This is a genomic window from Pseudomonas fluorescens (genome assembly GCF_001708445.1).
In the GTDB taxonomy this organism is placed as follows: domain Bacteria; phylum Pseudomonadota; class Gammaproteobacteria; order Pseudomonadales; family Pseudomonadaceae; genus Aquipseudomonas; species Aquipseudomonas gorinensis.
Genome location: NZ_CP015637.1, coordinates 6,383,183 through 6,403,680, shown reverse-complemented (window position 1 = coordinate 6,403,680; position 20,498 = coordinate 6,383,183). Strand labels below are relative to the sequence as shown.

The 20,498-nt window shown below is 61.4% G+C and carries 23 protein-coding genes; 10 read left to right on the top strand and 13 right to left on the bottom strand.

The window, feature by feature from the left end:
- Positions 1–92: 92 nt before the first annotated feature.
- The 5 genes from A7317_RS28715 to A7317_RS28695 form a co-directional block, all read right to left on the bottom strand.
- Positions 93–1,334: a heme biosynthesis protein HemY gene (locus A7317_RS28715; RefSeq protein WP_024078051.1), complete on the bottom strand. Its 1,242-nt coding sequence runs from the start codon at positions 1,332–1,334 to the stop codon at positions 93–95.
- A 5-nt stretch (positions 1,335–1,339) separates the two neighbouring features.
- A complete protein-coding gene (locus tag A7317_RS28710) occupies positions 1,340–2,455 on the bottom strand; it encodes a uroporphyrinogen-III C-methyltransferase (protein WP_069077283.1) in 1,116 nt (371 codons plus the stop codon).
- A gap of 42 nt (positions 2,456–2,497) precedes the next feature.
- Complete coding sequence (locus A7317_RS28705; protein ID WP_069077282.1) at positions 2,498–3,247, bottom strand: uroporphyrinogen-III synthase; 750 nt, start codon at positions 3,245–3,247, stop codon at positions 2,498–2,500.
- Positions 3,244–4,185, bottom strand: a complete 942-nt coding sequence (gene hemC, locus A7317_RS28700; RefSeq protein WP_069077281.1) for a hydroxymethylbilane synthase — start codon at positions 4,183–4,185, stop codon at positions 3,244–3,246. The genes A7317_RS28705 and hemC overlap by 4 nt, the downstream gene beginning before the upstream one ends.
- Positions 4,186–4,323: 138 nt before the next feature.
- Positions 4,324–5,070 (bottom strand): LytR/AlgR family response regulator transcription factor, encoded by a 747-nt coding sequence (locus A7317_RS28695; RefSeq protein ID WP_024078055.1) that lies wholly within the window; start codon positions 5,068–5,070, stop codon positions 4,324–4,326.
- 502 nt (positions 5,071–5,572) lie between these two features.
- Between A7317_RS28695 and argH the strand changes: the two genes are divergently transcribed.
- Positions 5,573–6,967 (top strand): argininosuccinate lyase, encoded by a 1,395-nt coding sequence (argH, locus tag A7317_RS28690; RefSeq protein WP_024078056.1) that lies wholly within the window; start codon positions 5,573–5,575, stop codon positions 6,965–6,967.
- Between the two features lie 40 nt (positions 6,968–7,007).
- Here the strand turns inward: argH and A7317_RS28685 are convergent, their stop codons facing one another.
- On the bottom strand, positions 7,008–7,667 hold the full coding sequence (locus A7317_RS28685; protein WP_024078057.1) for a glutathione S-transferase family protein: 660 nt from the start codon (positions 7,665–7,667) through the stop codon (positions 7,008–7,010).
- A 125-nt stretch (positions 7,668–7,792) separates the two neighbouring features.
- Between A7317_RS28685 and A7317_RS28680 the strand changes: the two genes are divergently transcribed.
- The 3 genes from A7317_RS28680 to A7317_RS28670 all read left to right on the top strand — a co-directional run bounded on the left by A7317_RS28680 (position 7,793) and on the right by A7317_RS28670 (position 11,493).
- Positions 7,793–8,077: a hypothetical protein gene (locus tag A7317_RS28680; RefSeq protein ID WP_024078058.1), complete on the top strand. Its 285-nt coding sequence runs from the start codon at positions 7,793–7,795 to the stop codon at positions 8,075–8,077.
- Between the two features lie 152 nt (positions 8,078–8,229).
- Positions 8,230–8,484: a TIGR02647 family protein gene (locus A7317_RS28675; protein ID WP_024078059.1), complete on the top strand. Its 255-nt coding sequence runs from the start codon at positions 8,230–8,232 to the stop codon at positions 8,482–8,484.
- Positions 8,485–8,652: 168 nt separating this feature from the next.
- Positions 8,653–11,493, top strand: a complete 2,841-nt coding sequence (locus tag A7317_RS28670) for a class I adenylate cyclase (protein ID WP_069077280.1) — start codon at positions 8,653–8,655, stop codon at positions 11,491–11,493.
- Here A7317_RS28670 and rnk read toward each other — a convergent pair.
- From rnk to cyaY, 3 genes are all read right to left on the bottom strand, one after another.
- Positions 11,490–11,900, bottom strand: a complete 411-nt coding sequence (gene rnk / locus A7317_RS28665) for a nucleoside diphosphate kinase regulator (RefSeq protein WP_024078061.1) — start codon at positions 11,898–11,900, stop codon at positions 11,490–11,492. The two genes, A7317_RS28670 and rnk, sit on opposite strands and share 4 nt — an antisense overlap.
- Before the next feature lie 131 nt (positions 11,901–12,031).
- Positions 12,032–12,250, bottom strand: a complete 219-nt coding sequence (locus A7317_RS28660; RefSeq protein WP_024078062.1) for a DUF1289 domain-containing protein — start codon at positions 12,248–12,250, stop codon at positions 12,032–12,034.
- A gap of 2 nt (positions 12,251–12,252) precedes the next feature.
- Positions 12,253–12,600, bottom strand: coding sequence for an iron donor protein CyaY (gene cyaY, locus A7317_RS28655; RefSeq protein ID WP_024078063.1), 348 nt, complete (start codon positions 12,598–12,600; stop codon positions 12,253–12,255).
- A gap of 238 nt (positions 12,601–12,838) precedes the next feature.
- Here cyaY and lptM point away from each other — a divergent pair, with 238 nt between their 5' ends.
- The 6 genes from lptM to A7317_RS28630 are packed head-to-tail and all read left to right on the top strand — an operon-like array spanning position 12,839 to position 17,412.
- Positions 12,839–12,997 carry an LPS translocon maturation chaperone LptM gene (gene lptM / locus A7317_RS30445; RefSeq protein ID WP_024078064.1) on the top strand — a complete coding sequence of 53 codons (159 nt, stop codon included), beginning with the start codon at positions 12,839–12,841 and terminating at the stop codon, positions 12,995–12,997.
- A gap of 9 nt (positions 12,998–13,006) precedes the next feature.
- The gene (gene lysA, locus A7317_RS28650; protein WP_024078065.1) at positions 13,007–14,254 is read left to right on the top strand and encodes a diaminopimelate decarboxylase; all 1,248 of its coding nucleotides are present in this window, start codon (positions 13,007–13,009) and stop codon (positions 14,252–14,254) included.
- 3 nt (positions 14,255–14,257) lie between these two features.
- Positions 14,258–15,088, top strand: coding sequence for a diaminopimelate epimerase (gene dapF / locus A7317_RS28645; RefSeq protein ID WP_024078066.1), 831 nt, complete (start codon positions 14,258–14,260; stop codon positions 15,086–15,088).
- A gap of 13 nt (positions 15,089–15,101) precedes the next feature.
- Entirely contained in the window at positions 15,102–15,818 is a 717-nt protein-coding gene (locus A7317_RS28640; RefSeq protein ID WP_024078067.1) for a DUF484 family protein, read from the top strand.
- Between the two features lie 2 nt (positions 15,819–15,820).
- Entirely contained in the window at positions 15,821–16,720 is a 900-nt protein-coding gene (gene xerC / locus A7317_RS28635) for a tyrosine recombinase XerC (RefSeq protein WP_024078068.1), read from the top strand.
- Complete coding sequence (locus A7317_RS28630) at positions 16,717–17,412, top strand: HAD family hydrolase (RefSeq protein ID WP_069077279.1); 696 nt, start codon at positions 16,717–16,719, stop codon at positions 17,410–17,412. The genes xerC and A7317_RS28630 overlap by 4 nt, the downstream gene beginning before the upstream one ends.
- A 131-nt stretch (positions 17,413–17,543) precedes the next feature.
- On the opposite strand, the gene sutA is transcribed toward A7317_RS28630, so the two are convergent.
- The 4 genes from sutA to glnK form a co-directional block, all read right to left on the bottom strand.
- A complete protein-coding gene (sutA, locus tag A7317_RS28625) occupies positions 17,544–17,870 on the bottom strand; it encodes a transcriptional regulator SutA (protein ID WP_010567186.1) in 327 nt (108 codons plus the stop codon).
- A gap of 102 nt (positions 17,871–17,972) precedes the next feature.
- Entirely contained in the window at positions 17,973–18,398 is a 426-nt protein-coding gene (locus A7317_RS28620) for a secondary thiamine-phosphate synthase enzyme YjbQ (protein WP_017845176.1), read from the bottom strand.
- A 211-nt stretch (positions 18,399–18,609) separates the two neighbouring features.
- Positions 18,610–19,947 (bottom strand): ammonium transporter, encoded by a 1,338-nt coding sequence (locus tag A7317_RS28615; RefSeq protein ID WP_024078070.1) that lies wholly within the window; start codon positions 19,945–19,947, stop codon positions 18,610–18,612.
- A 34-nt stretch (positions 19,948–19,981) separates the two neighbouring features.
- On the bottom strand, positions 19,982–20,320 hold the full coding sequence (gene glnK / locus A7317_RS28610; RefSeq protein WP_002555808.1) for a P-II family nitrogen regulator: 339 nt from the start codon (positions 20,318–20,320) through the stop codon (positions 19,982–19,984).
- Between the last annotated feature and the right edge of the window lie 178 nt (positions 20,321–20,498).

Genomic DNA, 20,498 nt, shown 5'->3' with positions numbered 1-20,498 from the left:
ACATTACGAGCCCCATTAAACCGAGGCCATTGGCAAAATTGAAGCGTTGGCTACCAGACAATTCCGAGCCAACGCTCACTCTTTTTCCTACCTCAAACCCGCGCCGGTACCGGCAATGGAGAGGCCAGCAGCCGACTGTCCAGCAGACCCAGGCCTTCCTGGAACAGCTGGTTGCTGCGCTCAGTGTCGCCTAATTGGGCCAGCAGTCGCGCCAACTCGGCGCAGGCTTCGGGATTGCGCTGCACCTGCAGGCTGCCTTCCAGGTAGTCCCGTGCCTTGCCCCACAGGCTGTTCTGCAAGCACAGGCGACCCAGAGTCAACAGCAGGCTGGCGTCACCGGAGTGGTCCTTGAGCCAGCCTTCGGCAAACTTCAGTTGCCGCGCCGGGTCACTGCCTCGCAGCAGGCCGTATAACCGAATCAGATGGCTGTCGTAGCTGCGCTTGATCGCACCCCGCAGCACTTCCTCGGCCTTGGCATCCGCGCCTAACTGACGCAGTTGCTCAGCGTAGGCCAACACCAGCTGCGGCTCCTGACGCTGGGCAGAGGTCAGTTGCTGCCAGGCCCGTTCAAGGGACTGCAAACCGGCTTCGCCCTGCTCTTCCCGCTGGGCCGCCAGGCTCAGGTTTTCACCCCAGGCGCGACGCTCCAGCTCGGCCAGTTCACCAGGGGGCAAGACTTTGTCTTTGCGCAACTCGGGCAATAGTCGAATGACCGACGACCAGTCGCCCCGCTGCTGATGCAGGCGCTGCAATTGACGCAGTACCTGGGCGTTATGGGGATGGCGCTCATGCATCGCCTGCAGGGTCACCAGGGCGCCCTCGGTATCGCCGCGGTCCGTCTGCAATTGCGCATGGCTCAAGGCAACCGCCAGCTCGGCTTGAGGCTGACGCTCCAGGGCGCGCTCGAGCAAGCTGTCCGACTCTTCGTAGCGCCCCTGCTCATTGGCCGCACGGGCCGCGCCGAGGTAATACAGCAACGGTTGACGCTCGGCTTCGGCAGCCCGGTGCAGGTGGCGCTCGGCACTGGCCCAGCGCCCTTCGGCGAGGTCCATCTGGCCCTGTTCGATCGCGATTTGTACGCGACGGCTGCGGTTACGGCGCGACCATGGGTTGACCACGCCACCGGAGGTGGTCACCAGGCTCAGCAACACGCGGAGCAGGTAGATCGCCAGGACGATGACAAACACCGCCACCAGGGTGGCCCACAGGCTCGACTCGTAATGCAGCACATGGGGATAGGTAATCAGCACGTAGCCAGTATGTTTCGAGATGCCCACGGCCAGTGCCAGGGCGATCGCAATCGCCAGCACCAGGATCACATAGAAACGCTTCATCGGCTCTACTCCTGGGTCGCCGGCGTGCCAGCCGAAGCCTTGGCTTCGTCAGCAGACAGATGACGACGCTCGAGATACGCCTGCACGGCCGCCAGGCTCGCGGCCAGGTCCGGTGTCACCACCGAGACGGCCTTGGGCTCAAGCTCGGCGATCCGTGCCAGCATCGCCTTGCTCTGGGGGTTGTCCTGGTTGAAGTTGTCCTGCAACACGCTACGCGCTTCACCCAGCGAACGGCTGTACACCGCCGACTCGCCATTGAGCGCGGCCCATTGAGCTTGCTCCAGGGCCAGGCTCAGGGCCAGACGCACCTGGTTCAAGCCTTGGCCGGCCAGCAGCGGGCGAATGTTGTCATCGGGGTTGAAATCGATGCGGAAGTAACGGGAAATCTGTTCCCACCATTGGCTCCAACGGTTGTCAGTGTCCGTGGTTGGACGCCCTTGGGAAGCCGGCTCCGTAAGCTGGTATTCCGGCGCAATCGCCGCCAGCTGCACGACCTGATCGCGCAACGCCGCCAATTGCAGATACAACCCGGTACGGTCCGGCTGCTCGGTGCTGCGCAGCGCGGCCAGGCTCTTGGCCAGTTGCTCGCGGGCAGCGTAGGAACCCGGATCATTCTGCTCGCGCAGGATCTCATCGGCGCCCTGGACCAGCGACTGAGCACTGTTGATATCCTGCAAGGCCGACAGTCGCAAACTCGCCAGACGGATCAGATGCTCGGCTTCAGCCAGGCGCCAGTCCTTGCGGCTGGCCCCCAGCACGGTTTCCAGGCGCTGGTTCAGGCGCTGCTGATCACCTTGCAACTGGGCCACCAGGCGGCGACGCTCCTCCAGCTCATCAGCGCCCGGCAACTGTGCCAGGCGTGCCGCCAACTGTTGCTGGCCTTGCTTGAGAGACTGGGACTGGTCATCAAGGGTCTGCACCTGGCCCAATTGATGCTGGCTGCTGGCTTGCAGGGCACGGACCTGCCAGATCCCCCAACCGCCAACGGCAACACCCGCGGCGCCCAGCAGCAGGGCAACGATTGCCAGGCCATTGCCACGGCGTGGCGCGGCGACCGGTGTCTCGACCGGCGCATCGAGCGCGGGCTGAGTTTCATCTTTAGGCAAGGCTGTATCGCTCACGTATCCGTCCTTTGCGTATCAGAGAGTGGGGGCGGGATGTTTTTATAAGACAAAGCCGCCTAACGCCACTAACAAAGCCGCAGCACTCGCGCCGCGACAATCCACAACATTTTCTGCCCCAGCGTCCCGCGCCATCTCATAGACTCGCGGGCTGGGTACGAACAACGGCAGTCGGGCCACGTGTGGCCAATCGGGTCCGGCCAGGGCTTGCAGATGCAAGAAACCCTGCCCACTGCTGACCACCAGGCCGTTCAAGCGTTCCAACTGGATGCGCTGCATCAGTACCCCGGCGTCGTAGGCCGGCAGGAAGCGGCGATACAACTCCAGATAGTCGACACTAGCACCTTGCTCGCGCAAACGCTCAGCCAGCAGTTCTCGGCCGCCTTCCCCCCGCAGGATCAACACCCGCGCCCCAGGGCGTGCAATAGCCTCGCGCAAGGCGGGTAAGGCGAGCAAGGCTTCGCTGTCGTCACCGGTGGGCGGATAGTGAACGTCAAGGCCCTGGTCAGCCAGCACCTGGGCGGTCGCCGCGCCAACGCTGAACCACGGCAATTGCGGCCAGTGTCGCTCCAGCTGTTGCAAACCCAGGCGCGCAGCCGGTTTGCTCACCACGATCACTGCGCAATAACGGCCCAGGTCGCGGAAAACCGCCTGTTGTGCGGGCGTGACCGGCAACGCCTCGATCTCCAGCAAGGGCAGGCTGCTGCTGAAAATGCCGGCTTCGGACAACGACGCCGCCAGGGCCTTCGACTCCTCGGCAGGCCGCGTCAGCAGCACACGCCAGCCGGTCACTGCGGACCGGCCTCGCCATAGACTTTTTGCAGAATGGCGCCAGCGCCTTTTTCCAGCAGCTCTTCAGCCACCTGGATACCCAGGGCGCTCGCATCACGCCGTGGCCCGCGCATCTCGGCGGTGAGCAGGGTGCCACCGGCCGGATCCCCAACCAGGCCACGCAGCCATAGAGTGTCACCTTCGAGCACGGCGTAGCAGGCGATCGGCACCTGACAGCCACCGTTGAGGTGCTTGTTCAGGGCGCGCTCGGCCGTGACGCGCACTTCGGTGTCGTGGTGATCGAGGGGGTTGAGCAACGCGTGGATTTCGCTGTCTGCCGTGCGGCATTCAATACCTACCGCACCCTGGCCGCCAGCGGGCAAGCTGTCTTCAACGCTGATCGTTGACGTAATACGGTCTTCGAAGCCAAGGCGGATAAGCCCGGCCGCAGCGAGGATAATCGCGTCATATTCGCCGGCATCCAGCTTGGCCAGGCGCGTGTTGACGTTGCCGCGCAGAAAGCGGATCTGCAGGTCTGGACGACGGGTCAACAACTGCGCCTGGCGACGCAGGCTCGAAGTGCCGACGATGCTGCCCAAAGGCAGCTCATCCAGAGATGCATAGGTATTGGAAACGAACGCATCGCGCGGGTCTTCGCGCTCGCAGATGCAAAAAAGGCCCAGGCCTTCGGGGAAGTCCATGGGCACATCTTTCATCGAATGCACGGCGATGTCGGCTTCATTTTCCAGCAGCGCGGTCTCCAGCTCCTTGACGAACAGGCCCTTGCCGCCAATCTTCGACAGCGGCGAGTCCAGCAGCTTGTCGCCGCGACTCACCATGGGCACCAAGGATACCTTGAGACCTGGATGAGCCTCTTCAAGGCGAGCTTTGACGTATTCGGCCTGCCACAAGGCCAGGGCGCTTTTACGAGTGGCGATGCGGATTTCGCGAGAGGACATGGATCAATCCGTACTGAATAGATACGGCAGATAATAACAGCTCAGGCAAATACGCTTTGATTTGAATCAGCAAGTGCGGGGCCTCCCTGGCCGCATCACACCGGGATAAGCACTGCAGTCCACGCTACAGCCCTTGGGCTAAAGCTGCTGCATCATCTTGCGCACGCCGGCGACATGGCGTCGGCTGACGATCAAGGCATCGCCATTGAGCCCTTTCAGGAACAGCTGGAAGTGCCCCAGGGGCGTACGTTGCAGGCGCTCGATTCGTTCGCGGGCCACCAACGCATTGCGGTGGATTCGCACAAAGCGGTCGCCAAACTCATCTTCAAGAGCCTTGAGCGGCTCATCGAGCAGGACTTCACCGGCTTCATGGCGCAGCGTCACGTACTTGTGATCGGCAATGAAGTACACCACCTGGCTCAGGGGGATCAGCTCGATACCTTTGCGCGTACGCGCACTGATATGGCTGCGCGGCCCGTTGCCACTCTGGGCGGCAGGTTGAGTCAGGGCAGCGAGTTGGACCCGGTTAGGGCGCTCGGCCTTTTTCAATGCCTTGAGCAACGCGTCGCCAGTCGCCGGCTTGACCAGGAAACTGACACCACTGGCTTCCAACGCTTCCGCGGAAAACTCTTCCTGGGCAGCGCACAACACCACCGACGGAGGTGATTCTCTCTCACTCAGGCGGGCGGCGACCTGCAGGCCATCAAGGCCGGGCATGCGGATATCGAGCAGCACCACATCCGGCTTGAGGCTATCGATCAACGTCAACGCCTCCTCCCCGTTGGTGGCGCTCGGTTCAAGGACTGTATAACCCTCGAGTTCACTGACCAGGCGGCTCAGTCGCTCGCGGGCTTGGGGTTCGTCATCAACGATCAGGACATTCATATTGCGCTGGATTCCTGCGTGAGTCTCGCACAAGGATAGCGTAGACAGGTGCGGTGACTTGCGTCACAGCGATCCACGCTAAGACTAGCGCGAGCGGCAAAAAGTGCCCTGAGAGCGGCACGCATATTTACCCGGACCTGTTCAATAGCGCCCAAAACCTGCTGCCCTTGGGCATAGTCGTAGGGTTTGCTGATACACAATCCGAATACCCCCCTTTTTAATGGATAGTCTGGGTTATGACCGCATCACCCGACTTTGGTGCATTCACACACTATCAGTCCAACTGTAGACGCTCGCTGAGACGACATTACTCAATCCTCAAATATCGTTTCAACAAGCACCTGGCCCCAGTCTCTTCCCGGACGCGCTCGGCGGCAAGGCACTTAGCCATCCTTCGCGCAAATAAAAATGCCGGCCACCCACAGCACCGCCTCCACGAGCAACCCTGTTATTATCGGCGGCACACCTCCACGCCTCTTTTAAGCAGATCACGAGCGAATCCATGAGCACCGACAAGACCAACCAGTCCTGGGGCGGCCGCTTCAGTGAACCCGTCGACGCCTTCGTCGCCCGCTTCACCGCCTCCGTCACCTTCGACCAGCGCCTGTACCGCCACGACATCATGGGCTCGATCGCCCACGCCACGATGCTGGCCAAGGTCGGCGTGCTGACCGACGCCGAGCGCGACAGCATCATCGACGGCCTGACCACCATTCGCGGTGAGATCGAAGCCGGTACGTTCGACTGGCGCGTCGACCTGGAAGACGTGCACATGAATATTGAGGCCCGCCTCACCGACCGCATCGGCGTGACCGGCAAGAAACTGCACACCGGGCGCAGCCGCAATGACCAGGTGGCCACCGATATCCGCCTGTGGCTGCGCGATGAAATCGACCTGATCCTGGCCGAAATAACTCGCCTGCAGAAAGGCTTGCTGGAACAGGCCGAGCGCGAATCGGACACCATCATGCCCGGCTTCACCCACCTGCAAACCGCCCAGCCTGTCACCTTCGGCCACCACTTGCTGGCCTGGTTCGAAATGCTCAGCCGCGACTACGAGCGCCTGGTGGATTGCCGCAAGCGCGCCAACCGCATGCCCTTGGGCAGCGCCGCGCTGGCCGGCACCACCTACCCGATCGACCGCGAATACACCGCACAACTGCTGGGCTTCGATGCCGTGGGCGGCAACTCCCTGGACGGCGTGTCGGACCGCGATTTCGCCATCGAATTCTGCGCCGCCGCCAGTATCGCGATGATGCACCTGTCGCGTTTCTCCGAAGAACTGGTGTTGTGGACCAGCGCGCAATTCCAGTTCATCGACCTGCCGGATCGCTTCTGCACCGGTAGCTCGATCATGCCGCAAAAGAAAAACCCCGACGTGCCCGAGCTGGTGCGTGGCAAGAGCGGCCGCGTATTCGGCGCACTGATGGGCCTGCTGACCCTGATGAAAGGCCAGCCCTTGGCCTACAACAAGGACAACCAGGAAGACAAGGAACCGCTGTTCGACGCCGCCGACACCCTACGTGATTCGCTGCGTGCCTTTGCCGACATGATCCCCGCGATCAAGCCCAAGCACGCGATCATGCGTGAAGCAGCCCTGCGTGGGTTCTCCACCGCGACGGACCTGGCGGACTACCTGGTACGCCGTGGCCTGCCGTTCCGCGACTGCCACGAAATCGTCGGCCATGCCGTGAAATACGGCGTGGACACCGGCAAGGACCTGGCGGAAATGAGCCTGGAAGAACTGCGCCAGTTCAGCGACCAGATCGAGCAGGACGTGTTTGCCGTGCTGACCCTGGAAGGCTCGGTGAATGCCCGTAACCACGTGGGCGGCACCGCACCGGCGCAGGTGAAGGCAGCCGTCGTGCGCGGCCAGGCCCTCCTCGCCAGCCGCTGAAAAATGAGGGAGGGGGGGGCAACCCCCTCCCACACTGGGATCACTTTTTGGCCGCAACCATCGCCATGAACGCCGGCATCGCGGCTTCCCTGTCCGCCGCCACCTTCTGCGCATTGGGCATGGCATGCAGCCGCTCCAGCAACACTTTGGCCGCCGGGAGTTCAGCCAACAGGTCCAGGCCAAACAACTTCTCGCCCACGGCACAGGCGAGGTTCACGCTATACATGAAATACAGATCCGCAATCGTAAAGCTCTCACCTGCCACATAAGGCGCGAACTTGCCGTGCCGACCTAAAGAACCGATCCCCAGCAGCAACTCAGCCTTGGATTTCTCCTTGATCGCGTCCGGCACCTGCATGCCGAAAAACGCCTCGGCGAAACACGCGCGGGCGGGCAGTTCGATGTACAGCTCGATTTCCCGGCACAACGCCAGCACCTGGGCACGCTGAAAAGGATCAGCAGGCAGCAGCGAACGGCCCTCCTGGGTTTGCTCGATGTATTCGAGGATCACGCTGGTTTCATTGACGAAACCCTGCTTCACCCCCAGTACCGGCACCTTGCCTCGCGGGCTGACGGCAAGCGCCTCAGGGGTTTGCCCGGCGTAAAAAGGCACCTCTTCGAACGGTAGCCCCTTCTCCAGCAGCGCCAGTTTCACCATGTTGTAGTAGTTACTGACCGAAAATCCGTAAAGCTTGAGCATCGCAAAGCCTCCAGGCCGTGTGCGGGGTTGGCCGCAAGAGTTATAGAGGCCCGGGCCCGCCCTGACCAGCAGCATCACCGGCCTGAATGGAGTTAGACTGGCGCCCTTTCCTTGAGGAGCCTGCCATGAGCGAGCCGACCGATATCGACAGCGACGAAGAAGCGTTCACCGAAAGTACACTGATCGAAGCCATCGAGAATCAGATCGAAAGCGACACTCCGCCTGCCGCCAAGGCCACGTTCAACAAGCTGACCCTGGTAGGTTACGAGCGCGAGGAGATTCTGAATCTCATGGCCCATGTGCTGGCGGTTGAAATCGACCAGATGCTCGACGAAGACCGTGCATTCGATACCCAATGGTATGAGACAGCCCTGCGGGCGCTGCCGGAATTGCCGCCGGAAAACGACTGAAGCCCCCCTCCGCGTGGCCGGGAAGCCTGCTTCCTCGCCACAAATCTGCGGCATATCAATACCCATGACTTTCTCACTGGACAGCCCGCCAAAGTGCGTTCACCTTATGGCCTGCTAGCCTCTAATAAATTCTTAGAAAGTCTGGAGTCCTTATGTCGTATACCCCTGAGTTGGTTGCCGAACTGGAAATCCTTGCACTCTTCAACCTGGGCAGCTCCCAGGAAGGTCTGAAAGTCCACCAGACTGCCGCTCCCACTGCCATCGCCGCGGCCAAACGCCTGTTCGAGAAAAAGCTGATCGACCAGCCGGACGGAGGCTATCTGACCAGCCTTGGCCGAGACGCCGCCGAGCAAGCGCAAACCCTGCTGACGATCTTGAGCACCGCGACAAGCAAAGAAGCCGCCTGACACCTGATACCGCCCATGGAGTCCGCCCCTTGCGGATTCCGAGGGCGCTGCTGTGGACGCGAGAAAATTCTGACGTCAAAAAACATTTCCCTCTAAACCTCCTACGCTTCTGACTGTAAACTCCTACACGGCCGCCCATGTCGGGCCTTGCGAGCCACCGAGTTCGACATGACCCGCACCCATGAAATCCGCCCCGACCTGGACGAAGGCATCGACCGCAAGGTGCTGGCTCAGCTGCGCGCGCGCTTCATGGCCCTCAACGAAGGCCGCATAGCCCGCGCCATCGACGGGCTAACGCCGCGCCAGCAAAGCGTACTGACACTGTTGCCGCTGTTTTTCCACGTCAATCACCCGCTCCTGCCAGGCTATGTGTCGGGCAGTACACCGGCCGGGCTGTCGAACTTCGAGCCTGATGCCCAGGCCCTGACCGAAGCCCAGCGCCTGACCCGTTCATTCTCCTACAAGCCGCGCCATGGCAACCCGCCCCGTCCGATCCATGGCCTGTTCCTGATGGGCAGCCTCGGCACCCTGGCCCAGGCAGACCAGAGCGATATGGATGTGTGGGTGTGCCACGCCGCCGACCTGGACGAAAGCGAACTGGCCGAGCTGCGCAAGAAATGCCAGCTGCTGGAGGCCTGGGCCTTGAGCATGGGCGCCGAGGCACATTTTTTCCTGATTGAGCCGACGCGCTTCGTACTGGGTGAGCGCGACACCCAACTGAGCTCCGACGACTGCGGCACCACCCAGCATTACCTGCTGCTGGACGAGTTCTACCGCACCGCCATCTGGCTGGCTGGCCGTACACCGATCTGGTGGCTGGTGCCCGTCTATGAAGAAACCCGCTACGCCGAATTCACCCACACGCTGATCTCCAAGCGCTTTATACGCGCCGATGAAACCCTTGACCTGGGCCACCTGGCACGCATCCCTCCGGGCGAATTCATCGGCGCCGGGTTGTGGCAACTGTTCAAAGGCATCGAGTCGCCCTACAAGTCAGTGCTCAAGCTGCTGCTGACCGAGGTTTATGCCAGCGAGCACCCAAACGTGCAGTGCCTGAGCCTGCGCTTCAAGCAGGCGGTGTTCGCCAACCAGATGGATCTGGATGAGCTGGACCCTTACATCGTGGTCTATCGCCGCATCGAGGAATACCTCAAGGTCCGCAACGAACCGGAGCGCCTGGAGCTGGTAAGGCGAGCGCTGTATTTAAAGGTCAACCGCAAGCTCAGCGCTGGCCAGCGTAGCTCTAGCTGGCAACACCTGTTGCTGGAGCGCCTGGCCCAGGAGTGGGGCTGGAACCCGCGCCAATTGGCCCTGCTGGACAGCCGCAGCCAATGGAAAGTGCGCCAGGTCGCCTCCGAGCGTCGCGCATTGGTCAGTGAGCTGAACTACAGCTATCGCTTCCTGACGCAATTCGCCCGCAGCGAACAGACAGTCAGCCTGATCAATAAGCGTGACCTCAATGTGCTCGGCCGCCGCCTATATGCGGCGTTCGAGCGTAAAGCCGGCAAAGTCGAGTTCATCAACCCCGGCATCGCCCCGGACCTGGCCGAAGACACCCTGACCCTGGTGCAATCGCCCAACCGCAAAGAGCCGGGCCAGCACCATTGGGGGCTGTACAACGGCAACCTCACCGCCCTGGAATGGGAGCACTTTGCGCCGATCAAGCGCAGCCGCGATTTGCTGGAAATGCTGACTTGGTGCCACCGCAACGGCGTGATCGACAGCAGCACTCGCCTGGCGCTGCACCCGGGCACCAGCGACATGACCGAGTTCGAGCTGTTCAACCTGCTGGGCAGCCTGCAGCAGAGCATTGCCCTACCCTTGCCCAGCGTCGCTGAAGAACGCCTGTTACGCTCGGCGGTGCCCGAAGAGGTATTGCTGTTGATCAACGTCGGCGTCGACCCGCTCAAGCATCACCGCGACCTGAATATCCTGATGACCACCGAGCGCACCGACTCCCTGAGCTACGCCGGTGTGCGCGACAACCTGGTGCTGACCCTCGACCAGGTCACCCTCAATAGCTGGAACGAGGTGATGGTCAGCCGCTACGACGGCCCCCATGCTCTGCTCGATTGCCTGCGCGACTACCTCAACCAGCTGCCATCAGATCACCTGCCGCGGCTACGGGTGCGCTGCTTCTGTCACAACCGTGCGCAGTTCATTGCCCAGCGCGTAGAAGAAATCTTCGACACGGCGCAGAACCTGCTGCTGGGGCAGGGCAATCACCGCTACTTGCTCCAGGTGCAACAGCACTATCACGTGATGGAGTTGATGCCCGGCCAGGCCACCCACGTATCACTGGCGACCCAGGATGCGCTGATCGCCTACCTCAGCGAAGAACTGGCCAGCTACAGCCCGCTGCACCTGGATGCCATGGCCCTGGAGGACCACGACCTGGCGCTGCTTTTGCCCATGGGTATGGCCGATTGCGTGCAAGTGTTCTACCGGGTCAATGAAGGCTTCGCCGAGCTGTATGTGCTGGATGAGTTCAACGCGCTCTGGCAGCAGCGCCTGCCGTTTCATGACGAGCAGAGCCTGTTGGCACCGCTGCAGCGCTTCCTGCAATCGATCATCTATCGCCGGGACGCGCTGTCGCCGCTGGACCCACAGGAACCGCTGGGCGCGGTGCAAACCCTGTACTACCAACTATTACCGTCAGGCAATAACCGTGCACGCGGCATAGAGCCTCGGCCAGCACCACAAAATCCGGCCAACAAGCCGTTTTATGACGTGCAGGCGATTATCGGCAAGGCGGCGCCGGGCCAAGTGGGGATTACCCTGTACTGCAATCAGCGGGAGTTTTCCGAACTGGAATTTGGCGACCAGCTGTTTGCAGTGGTCGCCCAGGAGATCGTCGGGCAGCGCCGCGAAACCGAGCGCTACCGCTGCTATATCACTGATCTGGACCTGTCGGGTCTGATCGGTGATGTGCAAAGCCCGAGCAATTTGTACCTGCGCTACAAGGCCGAGCTGGAGCAAGCGCTCAATGAAGCACTGAACCAGATTTAAAGCGAGAAAGCGCCGCCGTCTTTGGGCTGGCCTTCCACTTTGAGCAACTTGAGCTTGAGAGTCTTGCCGCCGGGAGCCGGCCAGTCGATATGCTGGCCCACTTGCAAGCCAAGCAACGCACTGCCCACCGGTGCCAGGATCGAAATCTTGCCTTCGTCGGCGTTGGCATCCTTGGGGTAAACCAGAGTCAGGTGATAGTCCTTTCCGCTGCTTTGCTCGCGGCAATGCACGCTGGAGTTCATGGTCACGACATTCGCAGGCACTTCATCGTGGCCAACCACTTCTTCGGCGCGGTCGAGTTCGTGTTGAAGGGCTTCGACACCCGGTGAGTCCTCGCCTACACGGTCGATCAGTTGCTCAAGACGCTGCACGTCGAGACGGGTAAGAATGATGGAAGGTGCGGTCATGATTCAGGCAGACTCCTTTTTTCTGCACAAAAAAGCAAAACCCCGCCAGGAAAAGGCGGGGTTCTCACGGACCTCGATGAGTTGAGGTGTACCCGGACACTACCACAGCACCGTAAATAAACAAGACGGGGTCAAGGCGCGGCCTTGCGCTGCTCGGCCTGGGCCACGATCACCCGCCGCCGCTGATCGTCGGCGGAGCGCCATTCACGGATGTCTTCCACGTGGCGGAAACAACCAAGGCAAACTTTCTCCTCGTCCAGCCGACACAAACTGATACAAGGTGACGGCACGGCCGGGCTGACATTGCTGAACAGCGGCTTCGGCGGACGTACAGGTGCAGGCTCGGTCACGATCAGTTCTCGTCGGGGTTCAGCTCATCGAAACTCAACTCGATGCCTGCCTGCTCCAGCGAGAGGCGCGCGAGCATTTCGCTGAGCAGCTCATCGCTGGTATCGCACTGCCAATTGCAGTCTTCTTCGTTGTAATCGAAGTGAAAACCACCGGAACGTGCCGCCAGCCACAGTTGGCGCAACGGTTCCTGGCGACTGAAGATCAGTTGAGTGCCGTTCTCGAACTTGACGGTCAGCACCCCGGCCGAGTTTTCCAGGTCCACATCCAGGCCGCTGTCGTCGAAAATATCTTCCAGCGCCTGCTGGGTCGAATCCACCAGGTCGTGAAAACGGGCTTCGGTCAAACTCATTGTGGCAACCTCAAAAGTGTCTGGTTTTGCTCGAGCGGCGCACGATACGGGCGAGCCCCGCCGATTGCAAAGGATACCGATTTCATCACAACTGACGGCATGAAATATCCCCCGCCAGCGTAGCCCGTTTCTCAACCCACTCAGCAAAGCCCCGCCGGACGGGTATTCCAGCGCATAGGCAAGCTGGCAGGTGGTCGGTATACTCGGGCGCAATTAATGCATATTCAAGGATTTCGCCATGAAGCGCCTGATCTCTTCCCTTGCTGCGCTCGTCGCGGTCGCCTGCCTCGTTAGTGCCTGTGGTCAAAAAGGCCCGCTGTACCTGCCTGATGACAGCAAAGACCCGAATGAACAGGCGCAATCGTCGCAAAAAGCGCACAAGCACGACACTTACTAAGGGTAAATCATGGACGCTTTTAACTACCGGGACGGCGAGCTGTTCGCGGAGGGCGTGGCGCTGTCCGCGATTGCCGAACGCTTTGGCACCCCGACCTATGTGTACTCGCGCGCGCACATCGAAGCGCAATACCGCTCGTTCACCGATCCGCTGGACGGCGTGCCGCACCTGGTGTGCTATGCGGTGAAGGCCAACTCCAACCTCGGTGTACTCAATGTCCTGGCGCGCCTGGGCGCTGGTTTCGACATCGTGTCCCGTGGCGAATTGGAACGTGTTCTGGCCGCAGGCGGCCAGGCTGACAAGATTGTGTTCTCCGGCGTCGGCAAGAGCCGCGAAGACATGCGTCGTGCCCTGGAAGTCGGCGTGCATTGCTTCAACGTCGAATCCACCGACGAGCTGGAGCGCCTGCAGGTCGTCGCCGCCGAAATGGGCGTTCGCGCGCCGATCTCACTGCGCGTCAACCCGGACGTCGATGCCGGCACCCACCCGTACATTTCCACCGGTCTCAAAGAGAACAAGTTCGGCATCGCCATCGCCGACGCCGAGGACGTGTACATCCGTGCCGCCCAACTGCCGAACCTGGAAGTACTGGGCGTCGACTGCCATATCGGCTCGCAACTGACCAGCCTGCCCCCGTTCCTTGATGCCCTGGACCGCCTGCTGGCGCTGACCGATCGCCTGGCCGAGTGCGGCATCTACCTGCGCCACATCGACCTCGGTGGCGGCGTGGGTGTGCGTTATCGCGATGAAGAGCCTCCGCTGATTGCCGACTACATTGCCGCCGTGCGTGAACATATCGGCGGCCGCGACCTGGCGCTGTTGTTCGAACCAGGCCGCTATATCGTGGCCAACGCCGGCGTGCTGCTGACCCAGGTCGAGTACCTCAAGCACACCGAGCACAAGGATTTTGCGATCGTCGATGCCGCGATGAACGACCTGATCCGCCCGGCGCTGTACCAGGCCTGGATGGATGTCACCGCCGTAACGCCTCGCGACAGTGAAGCCCGCGCCTATGACATCGTCGGCCCGATCTGCGAAACCGGCGACTTCCTGGCCAAGGATCGTCAACTGGCCCTGGAAGAAGGCGACCTGCTGGCCATTCATTCGGCCGGTGCCTACGGGTTTGTCATGAGTTCCAACTACAACACCCGCGGGCGTACCGCCGAGGTGCTGGTGGACGGTGATCAAGCGTTTGAAGTGCGTCGCCGCGAGACGGTAGCCGAGTTGTATGCTGGCGAAAGCCTGCTGCCGGAGTAAGCCATGCTGCTGCGTTTTACCAAGATGCACGGACTGGGCAATGACTTCATGGTCCTTGACCTGGTCAGCCAGCACGCGCACATCCTGCCCAAGCACGCTAAACAGTGGGGCGACCGTCATACCGGCATCGGCTTCGACCAGTTGCTGATCGTTGAGGCGCCGAGCAACCCGGAGGTGGATTTCCGTTACCGGATCTTTAACTCCGACGGCTCCGAGGTGGAACAATGCGGTAACGGCGCCCGCTGCTTCGCGCGCTTTGTGCTGGACAAGCGCCTGACCGCCAAGCGGCAGATTCGCGTCGAGACCAAGAGCGGTGTGATCGAACTGGATGTGCGCAGCGACGGCCAGATCAGCGTCAACATGGGTGCACCGCGCCTGGTGCCGGCGGACATTCCGTTCCAGGCCAGCGAGCAGGCCACGAGTTACACGCTGGACGTTGAAGGCAAGGCCGTCGACATCGCCGCAGTGTCCATGGGCAACCCCCATGCAGTACTGCGGGTCAACGACATCAACAATGCCCCCGTGCATGAACTGGGGCCGAAGATCGAACACCACCCGCGCTTTCCGGCACGGGTCAATGTGGGCTTCCTGCAGGTGATCGACCGTTCCCGCGCGCAATTGCGTGTGTGGGAACGCGGCGCCGGAGAAACCCAGGCCTGCGGCACCGGCGCCTGCGCCGCTGCCGTAGCCGCAATCAGCCAGGGGTGGATGGATTCGCCGCTGCTGATCGACCTGCCAGGTGGACGCCTGTCCATCGAATGGGCAGGCCCCGGCCACCCGGTGATGATGACCGGGCCGGCCACGCGCGTATACGAAGGACAGGTCCGTCTATGAGTGAGCCAAGCAAATGACCGATAAGCCTCAAGTACCCGCACAAGCATCCCCGAGCGAAAGCCTGGAGGCCGCCGCTGTCGCGGCGTACCTTGAGGCTCATCCGGACTTCTTCGTTGAGCATGAAGAACTGTTGCCGGCCTTGCGCATCCCCCACCAGCGCGGCGATACCGTGTCACTGGTGGAGCGGCAGATGAAGATCCTGCGCGAGCGCAACATAGAAATGCGCCATCGGCTCTCGCACCTGATGGACGTGGCCCGCGATAACGACCGCCTGTTCGACAAGACCCGCCGCCTGATCCTGACCCTGATGGATGCCACCAGCCTGGAAGAAACGGTGATCGCCGTGGAAGACAGCCTGCGCCAGGATTTCCAGGTGCCCTTTGTCAGCTTGATCCTCTTCAGCGACAACCCGATGCCGGTGGGACGCTGGGTCAGCGGCAGCGAAGCACAGACCGCGATCGGCGGCCTGCTCTCCGAAGGCAAGACCATCAGCGGCACCTTGCGCGAGCACGAACTGGACTTCCTGTTTGGCGCTGAACAACGCCAGCAGATCGGCTCCACCGCCGTCGTTGCCCTCAGCCACCAGGGCCTGCACGGCGTACTGGCCATCGCCAGCCGTGATCCTGCGCACTACAAGAGCTCGGTGGGCACCCTTTTCCTCACCTACATCGCCGAAGTCCTGGGCCGCGTGTTGCCGCGCTTCACTACCGCCCTGCGCGCGGTGCGCTAGCCATGGAACGGCAACTGGACGCCTACTGCGCTCACCTGCGCAGCGAGCGCCAGGTGTCGCCCCACACCCTGGAAGCCTACCGACGGGACCTGAACAAGGTCCTGGCCTACTGCGAGAAACACCAGATCGCCAGCTGGAAAGCCCTGGATATCCAGGGCCTGCGCAGCCTGATCGCGCGCCTGCACCAGCAAGGCCAATCCTCACGCAGCCTGGCCCGGTTGCTGTCGGCGGTGCGCGGCCTCTACCACTACCTCAACCGCGAAGGCCTGTGCGATCACGACCCAGCCAACGGCCTGGCCCCACCCAAGGGCGAGCGGCGCCTGCCCAAGACCCTCGACACCGACCGCGCCCTGCAACTGCTCGACGGCGCGGTCGAGGACGACTTCCTGGCCCATCGCGACCAGGCGATCCTCGAACTGTTCTATTCTTCGGGCCTGCGCCTATCGGAGCTGACGGGGCTGAACCTCGACCAACTGGACCTGGCGGACGGCCTCGTGCAAGTGCTCGGCAAAGGCAGCAAGACCCGCGTGTTGCCAGTGGGCAGGAAGGCCCGGGAAGCCCTGCAACTGTGGTTGCCACTGCGCGCCCTCACCAACCCGGCCGATGATGCGGTGTTTGTCAGCCAGCAAGGTCGGCGCCTGGGGCCACGGGCCATCCAGGTACGGGTCAAGGCGGCGGGCGAACGCGAACTGGGGCAAAACCTGCACCCGCATATGCTGCGGCACTCCTTCGCCAGCCATCTGCTGGAATCATCCCAGGACCTGCGCGCAGTACAGGAACTGCTCGGCCACTCCGATATCAAGACCACGCAGATCTACACCCACCTGGACTTCCAACACCTGGCAACGGTGTATGACAGTGCCCATCCACGGGCCAAACGTATCAAGGGCGGCGACTCATGAGTATCAAGCTGATCACTTTCGACCTGGACGACACCCTCTGGGACAACGTCCCCGTCATCGTCAGCGCCGAGGCGTCAATGCGCGAATGGCTGGCCACCCATGCCTCCAAGGTCGGCGACTTGCCCCTGGAGCACTTCGCCAGCCTGCGCCAGCAAGTGCTGCAACGTCATCCCGAACTCAAGCACCGCATCAGCGTCCTGCGCCATCGAGTGTTGATGCATGCGTTTGAAGAGGCCGGTTATCCACAGCCTCAGGCCACCGAAATGGCCGATGTGTGTTTCGAAGCGTTCATTCACGCCCGCCATCAGCTCACGCCCTTCCCCGAAGCCGAGCCGATGCTGCAAGCGCTGCGCCAGCACTTTCTGCTGGGTGTGATAACCAATGGCAATGCCGATGTGCAGCGTGTGGGCCTGGCGGACTACTTCCACTTTGCGCTGCGTGCCGAAGATATTGGGATCGCCAAGCCGGATGCGCGCTTGTTTCAGGAAGCGCTGCAGCGCGGTGGAGTGGATGCCAGTGCGGCTGTGCATGTTGGCGATCACCCCGGGGACGACATTGCCGGGGCGCAGCAGGCGGGGCTGCGGGCGGTGTGGTTCAACCCCAACGCCAAGGCATGGGAAGCAGATAAACGCCCCGACGCGGAGATTCGTAGCCTCACGGAGCTGCCGGAATTACTCCGCAAGTGGCAGTAGCACTGGAGATCCAAATGTGGGAGGGGCAAGCCCCCTCCCACATTTGGATCACCACAAAGCTCAAATAAATCAGCAAGCATGAAAAAGCCCGCAGCGACGGCGGGCTTTTTCATACAGGCATGCGGCGGGCCTTAGATAGGCCGGCTGCCATACTTGTTGTCAGGCTTCTTGGGCGGATCTGCAACCACGTTGGGCTCGACTTCAACCACCTTGCCGCCTTTAGCGAGGAACTCTTCCATCGCGCGGGCCAGCGCATCGCGTTCTTTGTTCTTGGCTTCAACGCTCGGCAATTCGTCTACCGAAACAGCAGCCTTCGCCTTGCCCTTGGCAGCCGGAACAGGAACATCGTCACCGCCATCGTCGTCGGCAACGTCTTCCGCCGCCGCTTCAAGGCCTTCTTCGGTGTCGTCTTCGTCACCTACTTCCAGTTCGTCGTTTTCCAGATCATCGTCGCTCATGTTCTACCTCATGACTTGCGAAAAGCAGATTAGTTATAGCCCAGCCTCACCCTCTGTCGAGGTCGCCGGAAAAAAATCAACATCCACCGGATAACCAGTGGCTTATGCCCCATCACCGTGCAAGGTGGCGAGGACTTTACGAGCACCACCATGATCACGGTGCTCGCCCAGATAAACACCTTGCCAGGTCCCCATCGCCAAGCGGCCGGCCTTGACCGGCAAACTCAGCTGGCAGCCCAGGAGACTGGCCTTGAAGTGCGCCGGCAGATCGTCCGGGCCTTCGTCGTTGTGTTCAAACCCCGCACGCCCTTGCGGCACCAGCGAGTTGAAGAAACGCTCGAAGTCACGACGAACCGCCGGATCGGCATTCTCGTTGATGGTCAACGAAGCCGAGGTATGCTGCAGCCACAGGTGCAACAGGCCCACGCGGCATGCCTTCAACTCAGGCAAGCCGGCAAGCAACTCATCGGTTACCAGGTGAAAACCCCGGGGCTTGGCCCGCAAGGTAATCAGGGTCTGTTGCCACATACAGTTCTCCGCCCATCGGCGCGCATTCTAGCGCGCTCTGGGAAAAAACAAAGTGCCGAATACGCCTACATGGCTGTAAGACATTCGCACGCTTACAAGTACCGTGTGCGCGTCATCACAAACTTTGCGCTAAAACCGGTACAGCTTGTTATGACTGACAAACACCAGGCAAAAAAATGCCCGGCAAGCCGGGCATCTTTTTTTTGCGTACTTACAAGTTGTAGCCGCGTTCGTTGTGTTGCGCCAAGTCGAGGCCGACAGCCTCTTCTTCTTCGGTAACCCGCAGGCCCATGACCATGTCCAGCACCTTGAGGATGATGAAGGTCACAATAGCCGTATAGATCACGGTGAAGCCGACGCCTTTGCACTGAATCCAGACTTGGGCCGCCACATCAGTCACGGTGCCGAAGCCACCCAGTGCCGGCGCTGCAAACACACCGGTGAGGATTGCGCCGAGGATACCGCCGATACCGTGAACACCGAAGGCGTCCAGGGAATCGTCGTAGCCCAGTTTGCGTTTCAGGGTCGTCGCGCAGAAGAAGCACACCACACCCGCCGCCAGGCCGATGATCAGCGCGCCCATCGGGCCCACAGTGCCGGCTGCCGGCGTAATTGCCACAAGGCCCGCCACCACACCCGAGGCGATGCCCAGGGCACTTGGCTTACCGTGGGTGAGCCACTCGGCGAACATCCAGCCCAGCGCAGCGGCAGCAGTAGCGATCTGGGTCACCAGCATTGCCATACCGGCAGTGCCGTTGGCCGCAGCAGCGGAACCGGCGTTGAAGCCGAACCAGCCCACCCACAGCATGGCCGCACCCACCAGGGTGTAACCCAGGTTGTGTGGCGCCATTGGCGTGGTTGGGAAACCTTTACGCTTGCCGAGGACCAGGCACGCGACCAGGCCGGCCACACCGGCGTTGATGTGCACCACGGTACCGCCAGCGAAGTCCAGCACGCCCCAGTCACCCAGCAACGAACCCGGACCGCCCCAGACCATGTGGGCAATCGGTGCGTAGACCAGGGTGAACCAGACGCCCATGAAGATCAGCATCGCGGAGAACTTCATACGCTCGGCGAAGGCGCCGACGATGAGCGCCGGAGTGATGATGGCAAAGGTCATCTGGAAGGTGACGAACACCGCCTCAGGGAACAGCGCCGCCGGGCCGGTGATGCTGGCAGGGGTCACACCCGACAGGAACAGCTTGGACAAGCCGCCCACAAAGGAGTTGAAGTTGACGACGCCTGCTTCCATACCCGTGGTGTCGAACGCCATGCTGTAGCCGTAGACGAACCACAGGATGGTGATCAAGCCGGTAATGGCGAAGCACTGCATCATCACGGAAAGAATGTTCTTGGAGCGCACCATGCCGCCGTAGAACAAGGCCAGGCCGGGAATGGTCATGAACAGCACCAGCGCGGTGGATGTGAGCATCCACGCCGTGTCGCCGGAATTGAGGACTGGAGCCGCCACTTCGTCTGCCGCCATGGCCAGGCTTGGCATTACGATGGACAACAGGGCTCCGAGCCCTGCGAATTTACGCAGAGTCATATTGTTTTCTCCTGGGGCGTTGGGGTTTGGCGGCTTAGATTGCGTCGGTATCGGTTTCGCCGGTACGGATGCGAATAGCCTGTTCCAGATTGACCACGAAGATCTTGCCGTCACCAATCTTGCCGGTGTTGGCGGCCTTGGTTATCGCCTCGATAACCCGGTCAAGATCCTTGTCGTCAATGGCGACATCAATCTTCACCTTCGGCAGGAAATCGACCACGTATTCCGCGCCGCGATACAGCTCGGTGTGACCCTTCTGCCGACCGAAGCCTTTGACCTCAGTAACGGTAATGCCCTGCACGCCGATCTCGGACAACGACTCGCGTACATCGTCCAACTTGAACGGCTTGATGATGGCAGTGACTAGCTTCATGAAAACTCTCTCCCGAATTGGTGGACTTGCCCCAGGAAAACAAACCCGTCTCAAGTCTAAGCGCAGTGCCTGGCTTTGTAACGCGTCGTCGCAAGAGCAGTTGCCGTTGCAACGCCAGCGAACCACTGGTGACGAAACCTGTACCCCTGATCCGTCGGCGCACTGCATTCGTCACAGC

Excerpts from the sequence above, each read along its gene's own strand:
- hemC (WP_069077281.1), bottom strand. The coding sequence starts at position 4,185 with ATGTCCTCTCGCGAAATCCGCATCGCCACTCGTAAAAGCGCCCTGGCC.
- A7317_RS28640 (WP_024078067.1), top strand. The coding sequence starts at position 15,102 with ATGACCGATAAGCCTCAAGTACCCGCACAAGCATCCCCGAGCGAAAGC.
- A7317_RS28680 (WP_024078058.1), top strand. The coding sequence starts at position 7,793 with ATGAGCGAGCCGACCGATATCGACAGCGACGAAGAAGCGTTCACCGAA.
- lysA (WP_024078065.1), top strand. The coding sequence starts at position 13,007 with ATGGACGCTTTTAACTACCGGGACGGCGAGCTGTTCGCGGAGGGCGTG.
- A7317_RS28670 (WP_069077280.1), top strand. The coding sequence starts at position 8,653 with ATGACCCGCACCCATGAAATCCGCCCCGACCTGGACGAAGGCATCGAC.
- A7317_RS28675 (WP_024078059.1), top strand. The coding sequence starts at position 8,230 with ATGTCGTATACCCCTGAGTTGGTTGCCGAACTGGAAATCCTTGCACTC.
- A7317_RS28685 (WP_024078057.1), bottom strand. The coding sequence starts at position 7,667 with ATGCTCAAGCTTTACGGATTTTCGGTCAGTAACTACTACAACATGGTG.
- sutA (WP_010567186.1), bottom strand. The coding sequence starts at position 17,870 with ATGAGCGACGATGATCTGGAAAACGACGAACTGGAAGTAGGTGACGAA.
- xerC (WP_024078068.1), top strand. The coding sequence starts at position 15,821 with ATGGAACGGCAACTGGACGCCTACTGCGCTCACCTGCGCAGCGAGCGC.
- argH (WP_024078056.1), top strand. The coding sequence starts at position 5,573 with ATGAGCACCGACAAGACCAACCAGTCCTGGGGCGGCCGCTTCAGTGAA.
- rnk (WP_024078061.1), bottom strand. The coding sequence starts at position 11,900 with ATGACCGCACCTTCCATCATTCTTACCCGTCTCGACGTGCAGCGTCTT.
- cyaY (WP_024078063.1), bottom strand. The coding sequence starts at position 12,600 with ATGAGTTTGACCGAAGCCCGTTTTCACGACCTGGTGGATTCGACCCAG.
- A7317_RS28615 (WP_024078070.1), bottom strand. The coding sequence starts at position 19,947 with ATGACTCTGCGTAAATTCGCAGGGCTCGGAGCCCTGTTGTCCATCGTA.
- A7317_RS28695 (WP_024078055.1), bottom strand. The coding sequence starts at position 5,070 with ATGAATGTCCTGATCGTTGATGACGAACCCCAAGCCCGCGAGCGACTG.
- A7317_RS28630 (WP_069077279.1), top strand. The coding sequence starts at position 16,717 with ATGAGTATCAAGCTGATCACTTTCGACCTGGACGACACCCTCTGGGAC.
- lptM (WP_024078064.1), top strand. The coding sequence starts at position 12,839 with ATGAAGCGCCTGATCTCTTCCCTTGCTGCGCTCGTCGCGGTCGCCTGC.
- A7317_RS28715 (WP_024078051.1), bottom strand. The coding sequence starts at position 1,334 with ATGAAGCGTTTCTATGTGATCCTGGTGCTGGCGATTGCGATCGCCCTG.
- A7317_RS28620 (WP_017845176.1), bottom strand. The coding sequence starts at position 18,398 with ATGTGGCAACAGACCCTGATTACCTTGCGGGCCAAGCCCCGGGGTTTT.
- glnK (WP_002555808.1), bottom strand. The coding sequence starts at position 20,320 with ATGAAGCTAGTCACTGCCATCATCAAGCCGTTCAAGTTGGACGATGTA.
- dapF (WP_024078066.1), top strand. The coding sequence starts at position 14,258 with ATGCTGCTGCGTTTTACCAAGATGCACGGACTGGGCAATGACTTCATG.